This is a genomic window from Curtobacterium sp. NPDC088465 (assembly GCF_044753165.1).
Lineage (GTDB): Bacteria > Actinomycetota > Actinomycetes > Actinomycetales > Microbacteriaceae > Curtobacterium.
Map to the genome: position 1 here is coordinate 352074 of NZ_JBIVMR010000002.1, position 12133 is coordinate 364206.

At 74.3% G+C, this 12133-nt stretch carries 11 protein-coding genes; 5 read left to right on the top strand and 6 right to left on the bottom strand.

All coding sequences use genetic code 11. The features are described 5' to 3' along the window. The first annotated feature begins 27 nt into the window (after window positions 1-27). Both ACIP6W_RS08945 and ACIP6W_RS08950 read left to right on the top strand, forming a co-directional pair. Complete coding sequence (locus ACIP6W_RS08945) at window positions 28-1041, top strand: alpha/beta fold hydrolase (RefSeq protein ID WP_081984863.1); 1014 nt, start codon at window positions 28-30, stop codon at window positions 1039-1041. Between the two features lie 5 nt (window positions 1042-1046). After that, entirely contained in the window at window positions 1047-2120 is a 1074-nt protein-coding gene (locus ACIP6W_RS08950) for a glycosyltransferase family 1 protein (protein ID WP_066658246.1), read from the top strand. 47 nt (window positions 2121-2167) lie between these two features. On the opposite strand, the gene ACIP6W_RS08955 is transcribed toward ACIP6W_RS08950, so the two are convergent. From ACIP6W_RS08955 to ACIP6W_RS08965, 3 genes are all read right to left on the bottom strand, one after another. After that, window positions 2168-2893, bottom strand: coding sequence for a hypothetical protein (locus ACIP6W_RS08955; RefSeq protein ID WP_066654388.1), 726 nt, complete (start codon window positions 2891-2893; stop codon window positions 2168-2170). A gap of 168 nt (window positions 2894-3061) precedes the next feature. After that, window positions 3062-3697: a histidine phosphatase family protein gene (locus tag ACIP6W_RS08960; protein WP_311205430.1), complete on the bottom strand. Its 636-nt coding sequence runs from the start codon at window positions 3695-3697 to the stop codon at window positions 3062-3064. Further along, the gene (locus ACIP6W_RS08965) at window positions 3694-4632 is read right to left on the bottom strand and encodes a Sir2 family NAD-dependent protein deacetylase (protein ID WP_400429662.1); all 939 of its coding nucleotides are present in this window, start codon (window positions 4630-4632) and stop codon (window positions 3694-3696) included. Before ACIP6W_RS08965 ends, ACIP6W_RS08960 begins: the two co-directional genes overlap by 4 nt. A 74-nt stretch (window positions 4633-4706) precedes the next feature. Between ACIP6W_RS08965 and ACIP6W_RS08970 the strand changes: the two genes are divergently transcribed. Next, the gene (locus ACIP6W_RS08970) at window positions 4707-5534 is read left to right on the top strand and encodes an RNA methyltransferase (protein ID WP_066654382.1); all 828 of its coding nucleotides are present in this window, start codon (window positions 4707-4709) and stop codon (window positions 5532-5534) included. 36 nt (window positions 5535-5570) lie between these two features. Here the strand turns inward: ACIP6W_RS08970 and ACIP6W_RS08975 are convergent, their stop codons facing one another. Both ACIP6W_RS08975 and ACIP6W_RS08980 read right to left on the bottom strand, forming a co-directional pair. Beyond that, complete coding sequence (locus tag ACIP6W_RS08975; RefSeq protein WP_400429086.1) at window positions 5571-7142, bottom strand: AtzH-like domain-containing protein; 1572 nt, start codon at window positions 7140-7142, stop codon at window positions 5571-5573. Continuing rightward, entirely contained in the window at window positions 7139-8377 is a 1239-nt protein-coding gene (locus tag ACIP6W_RS08980; protein ID WP_400429088.1) for an acetamidase/formamidase family protein, read from the bottom strand. The genes ACIP6W_RS08975 and ACIP6W_RS08980 overlap by 4 nt, the downstream gene beginning before the upstream one ends. 140 nt (window positions 8378-8517) lie before the next feature. Between ACIP6W_RS08980 and ACIP6W_RS08985 the strand changes: the two genes are divergently transcribed. Together ACIP6W_RS08985 and ACIP6W_RS08990 are read left to right on the top strand one after the other, a co-directional pair. Next, window positions 8518-9849 carry a D-alanyl-D-alanine carboxypeptidase family protein gene (locus tag ACIP6W_RS08985; RefSeq protein WP_144411301.1) on the top strand — a complete coding sequence of 444 codons (1332 nt, stop codon included), beginning with the start codon at window positions 8518-8520 and terminating at the stop codon, window positions 9847-9849. 10 nt (window positions 9850-9859) lie between these two features. After that, window positions 9860-11257, top strand: coding sequence for a serine hydrolase domain-containing protein (locus ACIP6W_RS08990; protein WP_400429090.1), 1398 nt, complete (start codon window positions 9860-9862; stop codon window positions 11255-11257). A 73-nt stretch (window positions 11258-11330) separates the two neighbouring features. Here ACIP6W_RS08990 and ACIP6W_RS08995 read toward each other — a convergent pair whose 3' ends face one another. Continuing rightward, complete coding sequence (locus ACIP6W_RS08995; protein WP_209682530.1) at window positions 11331-12122, bottom strand: SGNH/GDSL hydrolase family protein; 792 nt, start codon at window positions 12120-12122, stop codon at window positions 11331-11333. Window positions 12123-12133: the final 11 nt, after the last annotated feature.

The window sequence follows — 12133 nt, forward strand, 5'->3', positions numbered from 1 at the left end:
CGGTCGCCGCTTCGTAGACTGGCCGCGATGCAACCACCCGTGATCTCCCCGTACCAGTCGCTCGTCGCCGCGACGCCGGTCGTGCACCGGGCCGTGACCCTCGACGGCCGCACCACGCACTACTGGGAGTACGGGCCGGTCGACGCGACCGAGACGGTCCTCGCCGTGCACGGGTTCCGCGGCGACCACCACGGACTCGAGACGATCGCCGCCCACCTCCGGGGCGTCCGCGTGGTCGTCCCCGACCTGCCCGGCTTCGGGATCTCCGACCCGCTGCCGGTCTCCGACGTCGACGCCTACGTCGGGTGGCTCACCGGGTTCCACCGCGCGCTCGCCCTGGGTCCCGAGACCGTGGTGCTCGGACACTCCTTCGGGTCGATCGTCACGGCGGCCACCGTCGCGGCCGGCCTCCACACCCGGCTGCTCGTGCTGGTGAACCCGATCGCGGCACCCGCGCTGCAGGGGCCCCGGGCCGTCGGCACCGGCATCGCGATCAGCTACTACCGGGCCGGCGCGGTGCTCCCCAGGCCGCTCGGACTCGGGCTGCTCCGGAACCGCGCGATCGTGCGGGCGATGAGCCTCGCCATGCTGAAGTCACGCGACCGCGACCTGCGGCGATGGGTGCACGACCAGCACGACCGGTACTTCTCGGCATTCGCGGACCGCACGAGCGTGCTCGAGGCGTTCCGCACCTCGGTCACGCACGACGTGTCCGAGTACGCCGACCGCATCGACGTCCCCGTGCTGCTGGTCGCCGCGGAGCACGACGACATCACGGCCTTGCCCGAGCAGCGTGCACTCGCTTCCCGACTCCGCGACGCCGAGCTCGTCGTGGTGCCCGACGTGGGACACCTCGTGCACTACGAGACGCCCGGAGCCGCCGCCGACGCGGTGCTCCGTCGCATGGCCGAGCCGACGGCCCGCCGTCGTGCCGGACGTGGGAACCCGCGCAGGACGAGGTCCACCGCACCGCAGCAGGCTCCCGACACGTCGGCGGCGTCACCGTCGGCCGGCGGCACCCCGGGGGAGTCCGCGTCGTGAGGCGCCTGCGGATCGGCATCGACTGCCGGTACGTCCGGATCGGTCGGCACGACGGCATCAGCCGCTTCACCGCCGGCGTCGTCGCGCACCTGCCCGACCGGCACGACCACGTCCTGCTCGTGCACGACGAACGGCAGCTCGCGTCGCTGCCCGACGGCATCCCGTGGGAACGCATCCCGGCCCCGACGGACGCGGGGGAGCCGCTCGTGGCCCGGACGGTGAACCGGCTCGGTCTCGACGCGGTCTTCTCACCGATGCAGACCATGGGGTCCCGCGGCCGCCGCTACGCCCTCGTGCTCACGCTGCACGACCTCATCTACTACCGGAACCGCACGCCTCCGCGGGAGTTCTCGTGGCCGATCCGGCTCGGTTGGCGGCTCTTCCACCTGAGCTGGGCGCCGCAACGCCTGCTGCTGAACGGCGCGGACGGCGTCGTGACGGTGTCCGAGACCACCGCGGGGCTCATCGAGCGACACCGTCTGACGAAGCGCCCCGTCACGGTGGCGTACAACGCGGCCGACCCGGCCGTGCCCCGCGAGCCCGACGGGAGCCGTGCGCGGACGCTCGTCTACATGGGGTCGTTCATGCCGTACAAGAACGTCGAGACGCTCGCGGCCGCACTGCCCCTGCTCGGAGCCGACTGGACGCTGCACTGCATGTCGCGGGTGTCCGACGCGGACCGACGACGGCTCGAGGCCCTGGCGCCGACCGGGGCGATCGTCTTCCACGACGGTGCCTCCGACGACGAGTACCTGGCGACCCTGCGCGGGGCGACGGCGCTGGCGACGGCCTCGTTCGACGAGGGCTTCGGCATCCCCCTGGTCGAGGCGATGGGTGTGGGGACCCCGGTGGTCGTCAGCGACGTCCCGATCTTCCGCGAGATCGGCGGGGACGCGGCCGAGTACTTCGACCCGTCGTCGCCGTCCGCGGTGGCAGCGGCGGTGCGGCGACTCGAGGACCGCTGGGACGAGGCATCGCGGGCCTCGCTCGAGCGGGCGGCCCGGTTCCGGTGGCAGGACTCGGCGGAACAGGTGACCCGGGCCGTCGAGCGCGCGGTGCAGGACCGAGAGCAGCGCTGACCGGGACCGGCGCACGAGTGGTGGCGGCGCCGACAGCAGCGGTGTCGTCAGGACGGCTGACGCGAGGTCACCTCGGCGCCGGGGAAGACCCCGTGCGTCTCACGTTGTGCGACGTCCATGATCGCGGCGAGGGCCACACCGGTGCCGACCGTGGCGAGCTCGACGCGCTGCGCGTCCGGCTCGTCCGACGGTGCCCCCGGACCCCAGTCGCTGCGCACCGCGACGACCCCGCCGATCGCCGCGACCGAGCGAGCGACCTCGAGCCGCTGTCGCGTGACCTCGGCGTCCGTCGTGACCCCGACCACCAGGGTGTCGAAGCGGGCCTCCGCCGACACGACGACTCCGCTGCCGTCCGCGTCGGCCGCCGCGGCGCTCAGGGCGCGGACGAGGTCGACCTGCTGACCGGGCGACAGGTCCGGTGACGCCTCGACGACGGCGGACACCCGGTAGGCCGCGAGGGAGTCGCGCGTGGTCTCCTCGTCACGGACGGCGAGCACGCCCGGTACGTCGGCCGCCGCGGTCCGGAACCGGTCGAGCGCTGCCTGGGGTCGCGGGAACACCCCGCCGACCCCGGTCTGGATGCTGCCGACGATCGTCGACAGGACGACGGCGATGACGACGCCGACCGCGACGAAGGACAGCGTGATGACGGTGCCGCGTCGGAGTCGTTGGCCGGTGGACGGCCGGGTGACGGAGGCCGTGTCCGGGCCGAACGCCCGGTCGAGGTCGTCGGACGAGTCGACTCGGTCGTCCACCGGTCCCTGGTTCGTCACGGCCCCTCCTCGCGCACGGGTGCGAGCACCACCGGACGGTGGTCGGGCCGCCCGTGGACCGGAGCCTAGTCCGAGCGGGCCCCCGCGCTCGCGGAGCCGCAGGTAACGGTCCGGTACCGGTCCACCGTCCGGTGCCGGTCCACCGTGCGCGACGGGCCGCCGCCCGCGCTACCGGCGCTCGAGCGGGTTCTGCTCGGCGAAGGACTCATCGTCCGTCTGCTCCGAGACCTCGTCGAGCGGGTCGTCGAAGCGGACGAGCTCGGCACGGAACCGCTCGGGGTCCCAGCGGAAGGAGTGCACGGACCCGTTGCGGATCGGCGTCGTGTACCGGTCCGCCGTGCCGGGAGCCGCGGCGTTGACGACGGCCCGGATGACGGCACCGTGCGTGGCGACCACGACCGACCCCGCGTCGAAGCGGACGGCGATCTCGGCCAGCGTCTCGGTCGCCCGTGCGAGCAGCGCGGAGCGGGACTCCCGTCCGGGGACGTCGTCGTGCGGGTAGCGCTGGGCGACCTCGGTGTCGGTGAGCCCCTCGGCCTCGCCGTACGAGCGCTCCGCGAGACCCGGGTGGGTGGCTGGCTCCGGCAGCCCGAGGTGGCGGGCGATGATCGCGCCGGTCTCGAACGCGCGTGACAGCGGTGACGCGACGACCGCGTCGAACCGTCGGCGACCGAGGAGCAGCGCGGTGGCCGCGGCCTGGGAACGCCCGGTGGCGTTGAGGGGGATGTCGGTCGATCCCTGGATGCGCCGCTGCGCGTTCCAGTCGGTCTCGCCGTGCCGGACCAGGGTGAGGAGCGTCGTCACCCGTCGATCCTGCCAGAGCGCTCCGGAGCAGCCGACACCGGAGCGGACGACTCCGGAGCAGCCATCACCGGAGCGGACGACTCCGCAGCGGGCGGCTCCGGTGCAGCCGACGCCGCGGCGGACGGGACGAGCCGCGCAGCCAGTGCCTCGAGCGTCTCCGTGGTGCCGGCGTCGAGCTTCGCCACCGCGCGCCGGTCGCTGCGGGTGGCTCCCCGGTTCACGATGACGACCGGGAGCTTCCGCCGGGTGGCGTGGTCGACCAGTCGGACGCCGGAGTTCACGGTGAGCGACGAGCCCACGACGAGCAGCGCGTCGGCGTCCGCGACGATCGAGACGGCCTCGCGGAACTTCTCGGCGGGCACGAACTCGCCGAAGAACACGACGTCCGGCTTCAGCACCCCGCCGCACACCGAGCAGTCGGGCACCCGGAAGCGCTCCACGTCGGTGATCTCGACGTCGCCGTCCGGCTGCAGCTGCACCGTGCCCGGCTCGTCGATCCAGGGGTTCTCGCGATCGAGCACACCGGCGAGGTCGGCACGCGAGAACACCTGCCCGCACGTCAGGCAGACCGCACGGTCCATCGAGCCGTGGATCTCCACGACCCGCCGGGACCCGGCGCGGAGGTGCAGGCCGTCGACGTTCTGCGTGACGACCCCGGTGACGATGCCGGCGTCCTCGAGGGCGGCGAGCGCGCGGTGACCGGTGTTCGGCCGGGCGGCGGCGAAGGTGCGCCACCCCAGGTGCGAACCGGCCCAGTAGCGCTGGCGCTTCGCCGGGTCGGAGCGGAACTCCTGGAAGGTCATCGGCTTCCGCACCACCCGGCCCGCGCCGCGGTAGTCGGGGATGCCGGAGTCGGTGCTCAGCCCGGCGCCGGAGAGCACGGCGACGCGCTTGCCCGTCAGCAGCTCCACGACGCGGTCGAGCTCGTCCGTCATCGGGTCGGTCAGCACGTCGTCCACGGTACCCTCAACAGCCGAACGCCCAGCCGCCTTCCCACGAAACGAGCCCCGTGCACCCCGTCCGCATCGACTCCCTCGACGACCCCCGACTCGACGACTTCGCCCGCCTCACCGACGTGGCGCTGCGGCGGGTCACGGAGCCCGAGGGCGGGCTGTACATCGCCGAGTCGAACACGGTCATCGAGCGCGCGGTCCGCGCAGGGCACGTCCCGCGGAGCGTCATCGTGCAGGAGAAGTGGCTCGACAGCGTGCTGCCCCTGGTGGCGGACCACGACGGCCCGGTCTTCGTCGGACCGGATGCGCTGCTCGAGGACCTCACCGGCTTCCGGATGCACCGGGGTGCCCTCGCCGCGATGCACCGACCGGAGCTGCCGTCGGTGGCCGACGTGGTCCGGGACGCGAAGGTCGTCGTGGTGCTCGAGGACGTCGTCGACCACACCAACGTCGGCGCGGTGTTCCGCAGCGTCGCCGGCCTCGGGGCGGACGCGGTCCTGGTGAGCCCGCGCTGCGCGGACCCCCTGTACCGCCGGAGCGTCCGGGTGAGCATGGGCACGGTGCTCCAGGTGCCGTGGACCCGCATCGGGGAGTGGCCGGCCGCCGGCGAGGAACTCCGCGCGCAGGGCTTCCACCTCGCCGCGATGGCGCTCACCGACCGCTCGGTCGACCTGGACGCGTTCGTCGCCGACGTCCCCGAGCGGGTCGCGCTCGTGATGGGCACGGAGGGGCAGGGCCTGACCGACGCCGCGATCGCCTCCGCCGACACGACGGTCCGCATCCCGATGGCGCACGGCGTCGACTCGCTCAACGTGGCGGCGGCGAGCGCCGTGGGGCTCTGGGCGGTCACGCACGCGCAGCGCGCTGCACGTCCGACCACCTGACCAGCTGACCGCTCGTCGACGGCCCGGCGTACCGCTTCAGGCAGCGCCGGCCGGGAGGCCCGTGCCGACCCCGTCGCGCAGCCAGCGGTCCGCCGTGGTCACCAGTGCTCGGTCGGTGCCGGTCCCGCCGGTCAGGCACAGGCCGACGGGTGCGTCGTCGACGGTGAGCGCCGGCACGCTCAGGGAGGGCACCCCGCCCACGCTCGCGAGCGCGGTCATGGTGGTCGTCGCGGTGCGGACGCGCTCGAGCTCCTCCGCGCCGGCGCCGAGCGACGGGGCCGGGCCCGGAGCGGTCGGCGTGACGAGCACCCGGTCGACCAGGGCTGCTCGGATCGCTTCTCGGACCCCGGGGAAGCGCCGGCGGGCCTCCGCGACGAGGTCCGGCGGGTTCGTGGCGGCCGCGGCGAACCGCTGCCCGACGACGGCCCCGAGGGCGTCGGGGTGGGCCGCGATCCACTCCCCGTGCGCCGCCGTCGCCTCGGCACCCTGCACGAGCCGCAGGAGGTCGCGGAGGTCGTCGAGCGCGGGGAGCCCGAGGTCGGCGAGCGTCACGACCGGCACGTCACCGACGACGGCGTGGACGGCGCCCTGCGTCGCCGGGTCCGCGGCGGCGAGGAGCTCCGCGAGCACGACCGGCACCCCGGCCTCCGACACGGGGTGCGACCCGTGCGGCACCGAGGCGTCGAGGGCCCGGACCATGGTGTCGGCGTCCCTGGTCAGCCACCCGACGGTGTCGAACGACGGCGCGAGCGGCAGCAGCCCGGCGCGGTCGACGACGCCGTGGGTCGTCCGCAGGCCCCAGAGCCCCTGGTACGAGGCGGGGATCCGCAGCGATCCCGCGGTGTCCGTGCCGAGTCCGACGTCCGCCACCCCGGAACGGACGGCCGACGCTGATCCGCTGGACGAGCCTCCCGGCACACGCGACGGGTCGGCGCCGTTCGGCGGGGTGCCGTGGTGCTCGTTGCGTCCGGTCAGGGCGTAGGCGAACTCGTCCGTCCGCGCGATGCCGCGGACCGACGCGCCGGCGTCGAGGAGGGCGGCGACCGCCGCTGCGGAGGCGGGGACGGGCACGGACTCCTGCAGGTACGTCGGGTTGCCGGCCCCGACGCGGTGGCCGGCGACGGCGTACAGGTCCTTGACCGCCACCGTGGCGCCGTCGAGACGGCCGCGGCCGGTCGGCGGGAGGAGCGGGTCGCCGACGACGCGCCACACGGTGGTGTCGAGGGGTCGGGTCCGCCCGGTGACGTGTGCCGCCTCGATGCGCCACGTGTCGGCCTGACGGCGCCAGAGCTGGGTCTGCAGACCCGAGCCGCCGTCGCGGAACGCGGCGACGGAGACGACGAGGGCGAGGTCCTCGGCGAGCACCCGGACCTCGGTGCGGGACAGGTGGCGCGGTGCTACTCCACCCCGCGCACCGCGGAAGGTGCTGATCGCGTCGTGCCCGACGAGCAGGCCGCGGTCGTCGCCGCGCAGGGTGTCGGCGGAGCGGACGAACGCGTCGTCGAGCGCCGCGAGGTCGTCGTCGGCGAGTGCCCGTTCGTAGGCGTCGAGGGCGTCGAGGAGTCCGGCGTGTGCGGTCGGACCACCGGTCTGCCGTGCGGCGCTCACCGGACGTCCGCGAAGTCGGCCTTGCGGATGCGGGCGTGCGCCCCGGTCACCAGGTCGACCACCTGCGACACGTCGAAGTCCGTCGCCGCACTGAGGTAGGCGTACGCCAGGTGCGGTTCCATGCCGTACCGCGCGCCCAGGATCGCGATCGCGTGCCGGACGCAGGCCCGGACGGCCTCGTCGAGGTCGGGGTCGAGTCCTGTCGGCACCAGGTGGTCCCGCGTCTCGACGAGCGGCCAGACGAGCTCCCCGAACTGCTGCGCTGCCTCGGCGGCCGGCGTGACGTCGAAGCGCACCGTCGCACGGAGGGAGGCCTCCATGGCGGTGAGCGCGACCTCGCCGTCCCCCTGCGCGAAGTGCGGGTCGCCGACGTAGGCCAGGGCACCCGGCACGAGGACCGGCAGGTGGAGCTGCGCACCGGCCTGCAGCAGGTTGACGTCGATGTTGCCGCCGTGACGTCCGGGCGGGACCGAGTGCAGCCGCTCGCCGGGGGTCGCGACGCCCATGATGCCGAGGAAGGGCGCGAGCGGGAACCGGGCGTACCGGTCGCCGCGCTCGGTGAGCGGGATGCGTCCGAGGAGCCGGTCGTCGCCGGGTCCGTCGTCGCCGGGCCCGTCGTGGGCGGGCACCACGTCGGCGAAGACGCTGACGGTGCGCCCGTCGACCGGGTACTCGCCGTGCAGGGCCCCGCGGCCGTGCCGGTTCGACACCACGCCGTACGGCACGCGGGGGAGCGTCTCGAGCACGGTCATGGTCAGGACGTCGCCCGGCTCGGCACCGTCGACGGCGATCGGTCCGGTGACCACGTGCGGGCCGTCCCGCTCCGGGTCGCGGCGACCGGTCCGGGCGATCGCGACCGCGTCGGCGAGCACGTGCTCCGGCGCGACGCCGTGGCGGCCGAAGAAGGCGACGGGGTCACTGCCCTGGTCCGGCAGGAGCCCCTCGTGGCTCACGGTGTCGATCGTCAGGTCGTCACCGGGAGCGAGCGTCACGACCGGGCGGTCGTCGCCGTTCGGGAGCCGTCCCCAGAGCACCCGGTCTGCCTCGGCCGGCAGGTACCGCGACGACCGGACCGGGCCGGTGCCGGGCTGGAGCACCGTGACCGGAGCCGGAGCGGGGGCCGGAGCCGGGCCCGGTGCGGTCGTCGTGCCCTCGGCCGGGTCGGTGGCCGGGCCGGTGGACGCGGCGGTGGTGCGGCCGCCACGCGTGGCGCCCGGGGTGGTTCCGTGGTGCATGTCCAGCACGCTAGGGGCTGCCGGGCGACGCACGGATCCCGGAGCGCGATGTTTTACGTGTTCGTCACACGACGGTCGGGGGACGACCGGCGGCTCGCTGTCGGCCGGCACCCCGGGACTGCCCGGTAGCCTCGGTTCCCGTGCCCCGTGTCGTCCGCAGCCCCCGCTCCGCCGTCAGGAGGCCCGTGACGATCGGCGTCGTCGCGGTGCTCCTGCTCGCCGTCGGGTACCTGGTGGCCGTCGCCGTCGTGCCGTTCGCGCCGGCGAGCGCCACCACGACGAAGTACTCCGCCCCGACCTCGACCCTGCCGGACCTGCGGTTCCCGGGCTACGGGGCGACCGCGGTCCAGGCCACCGGGTTCCCGGAGAGCCTGCGCACCAGCGGGGACACCAAGGCCCGCTCGATCGCGAGCATCACCAAGGTCGTGACGGCCCTGGTCGTGCTCGATGCGAGACCGCTCGACCGCGGGGAGTCCGGCCCGACGATCCGCTTCGACGCGCAGATGCAGGCGCTCTACGCCGAGTACCTGGCGCAGAACGGCGAGGTGGCGCCGATGCCGGACGGCCTGCGGCTGTCCGAGCACCAGACCATGCAGGTCATGCTGATGAAGTCGGCGAACAACTACGCCGGTGCACTCGCGCTCTGGGCCTTCGGGTCGATGGACGGCTACGAGCGCGCCGCCTCGGCCTGGCTGGACGAGCACGGGCTGGACGACACGACGATCCACGAGCCGACCGGCCTCGACCCCGCGAACCGCTCGACGGCGACCGACCTGGTGCGGCTCGGACAGCTCGCACTGGCTGACCCCGTCGTGAAGGAGATCGTCGGGACGGAGCAGGTGACCGTGCCCGGGGCGGGCGAGATCGAGAACTCGAACAAGCTCCTCGGGATGGACGGCATCGAGGGCATCAAGACCGGCACGCTCGACGAGGCGGGGGCCTGCCTGCTGTTCGCCGCCACGTACCAGCGCGGGGGCCGGCAGGTCACCGTCGTCGGTGTCATGCTCGGCGGCAGGGACCACCCGTCACTCGACGTCGACGTCCGCCGCCTGCTCCGCTCGGTGGCCGACAACTTCCAGACGGTCACGCTCACGCACGCCGGCCAGACCTTCGGCACCTACTCGACGCCCTGGCGGGACGACGCCGACGCCGTGGCCGCCGATGCCGCCGAGGTCCTGGTCTGGGGCGACACGACGGTCACCGCACGCACCCGGCTCGACAGCGTCACGCTCGGCGAGCGGGGCGAGCGGGTCGGCTCCGTACGGTTCTCGATCGAGCACCACGACCCCGTGACCGTGCCGCTCGAGCTCGAGCGCTCCATCGAGGACCCGGGGCTCTGGTGGCGCTGGACGAACCCGTTCCGCGGCGTCGAGACCAGTCCGTCGGCAGCCGCCGCCGGCGCAGCCCCGCGCGCGGCCTCCACGTCGCTCGACCCCGCGTCGCCACCGCAGCGCTGGGGGCTCGCCGCGTAGGCTCTCGAGCGTGACGACGACGTTCCCGCGCAGCACCCCGTCCGCCCTCGGCATCGACGCACGCGGGATCACCGCGTTCCTCGACGCCCTCGAGTCGACACCGGACGTCGAGCCGCACAGCATCGTGCTGCTGCGACACGGCCGGGTGGCCGCCGAGGGATGGTGGGCCCCCTACGCCGCGGACCGCGTCCACCTGCTCTACTCGCTCAGCAAGAGCTTCACCGCCGCTGCCGTCGGCATCGCCGTCCGTGAGGGGCTCGTCGACCTCGACGCCACGGTGCTGTCGTGCTTGCCTGAGCTCGACGCGGACGTCACCGACGAGCGCAGTCGCCGGATCCGGGTCCGACACCTGCTCGCGATGGCGTCCGGGCACCGCGAGGAGACCCTGCAGCGGGCCGAGGCCACCGACCCGGAGGACCTGGTCCGCGGGTTCCTCCTCACCCCGCCGGACGAGGAACCCGGCACGGTCTTCGCGTACAACCAGCCGTGCACGTACACGCTCGCCGCGATCGTCCGCCGGGCGAGCGGCGAGTCCCTCGTCGACTACCTGCGCCCGCGCCTGCTCGACCCGCTCGGCATCGACGACCTCGCGTGGAAGCGCGACGACACGGGCGCCGAGCTCGGGTTCAGCGGTGCGTACGCGCCGACGGCCGCTGTCGCAGCGCTCGGCCAGCTGTACCTGCAGCGGGGCGTGTGGGACGGGCAGCGCATCCTCGACGAGGACTGGGTCGACGCCGCCACGAGCAGGCAGGTCGACAACCCCCACGAGGAGAACGCGGACTGGCGGCAGGGCTACGGCTTCCAGTTCTGGATGGCCCGCCACGGCTTCCGCGGCGACGGCGCGTACGGCCAGTTCTGCGTCGTGCTGCCGGAGCAGGACGTCGTGCTCGCCCTGACCGGGCAGTCGCTCGACATGCAGGCGGTGCTCGACGCGGCCTGGCAGCACCTGCTGCCGGCGATCGCGCCGCAGGACGGCGACGGGGGCGCTGCGGGCACGGCCGCCGGTGTCGACGCGGACCCCGGTCTGGAGGCACGGCTCGCCTCCCTCGGGCTGCCCCCGGTGCAGGGCGGTCGCCTGGCCGACGCCGTGGCCGGGTCCTACGAGTCCGACGGCGTGCTCGAGGGGCTCCGGTTGGATTCCGACGCCGAGGGCTGGCGACTCACGGTCGACGTCGACGGCGGGCTGCTGTCGGTCCCGGTCGGTCAGGGCGCGTGGTCGGTCGAGGGGCCGCTCGCCGCGAGCGGTGCGACCGGACCCGACGGCACCGTCGAGGTCGTCGTCCGCTTCGTCGAGACTCCGCACGCCGCCCGGCTCCGGCTCGACCCGACCGCGGGGACGGCGACGGGGGAGTGGACCACGCAGCCGCTGCACGACGGGCCGCTCACGCTGCGCCGCCCGGTCGACTGACCGATCGCGCCCCCTGGCGGACACCGCGCTGCGCACACCGGGGTGCGGCCTCCGACCGAGGGTGCATCCCGGGTCAGGGCGTGTCGGACGTCACCTCGACGGGCTGCAGGTCGGGCCGCTTCGCGCTGATGCCGTCGCCGGACGACGTGTGCCGGATGCGCCGCACGACCCAGGGGACGAGGTACTCGCGCGCCCACCCGAGGTCCTCGACGCGGGCCTCGCGCCACGGTCTGGCCTCGAGCGGCTCCGGCGTCACCGGGTCGAGCCCGTGCTCGACCCCGAGGGCGTCGAGCACGGCCGCGGCGACGGTCGCGTGGCCGGTCGGGGAGTGGTGCAGGCGGTCCGGCGCCCACATCCGGGGGTCGCGGAGGACCCGGAGCGCCCACATGTCGGCGACGAGGGCACCGTGCTTGAGCGCGATCGCGTGCAGGTTCTCGTTGTAGATCGCCGTCTTGCCGCGGACCATGCCGAGCACGGGTGTCATGCCGACGTCGGGGCCGGTGAAGAGCACCACGGTGGCGCCGTCGCTCCGCAGCCGCCCGACCATGCCGTCGAACCGTTCGGCGAGCTCGTCGGGGTCCGAACCGGGGCGGATGATGTCGTTGCCGCCCGCGGACACCGTCACGAGGTCGGGGCGGAGCGCGAGGGCCGGCTCGACCTGCTCGTCGACGATCTGCCCGAGCAGGCGCCCGCGGATCGCCAGGTTGGCGTACGCGAACCCGTCCGCCCGTCCGGCGAGGACCTCGGCCACGCGGTCGGCCCACCCACGGTTGCCGCCGGGGACGGTGGGGTCCGGGTCACCGATCCCCTCGGTGAACGAGTCACCGATCGCGACGTACCTGGACCACGCATGACGAGCTGACACGCCTCCGACCG

Coding starts and splice junctions, on each gene's coding strand:
- ACIP6W_RS08965 (WP_400429662.1), bottom strand. CDS start 4,632: ATGACGGACGAGCTCGACCGCGTCGTGGAGCTGCTGACGGGCAAGCGC.
- ACIP6W_RS08980 (WP_400429088.1), bottom strand. CDS start 8,377: ATGCACCACGGAACCACCCCGGGCGCCACGCGTGGCGGCCGCACCACC.
- ACIP6W_RS08945 (WP_081984863.1), top strand. CDS start 28: ATGCAACCACCCGTGATCTCCCCGTACCAGTCGCTCGTCGCCGCGACG.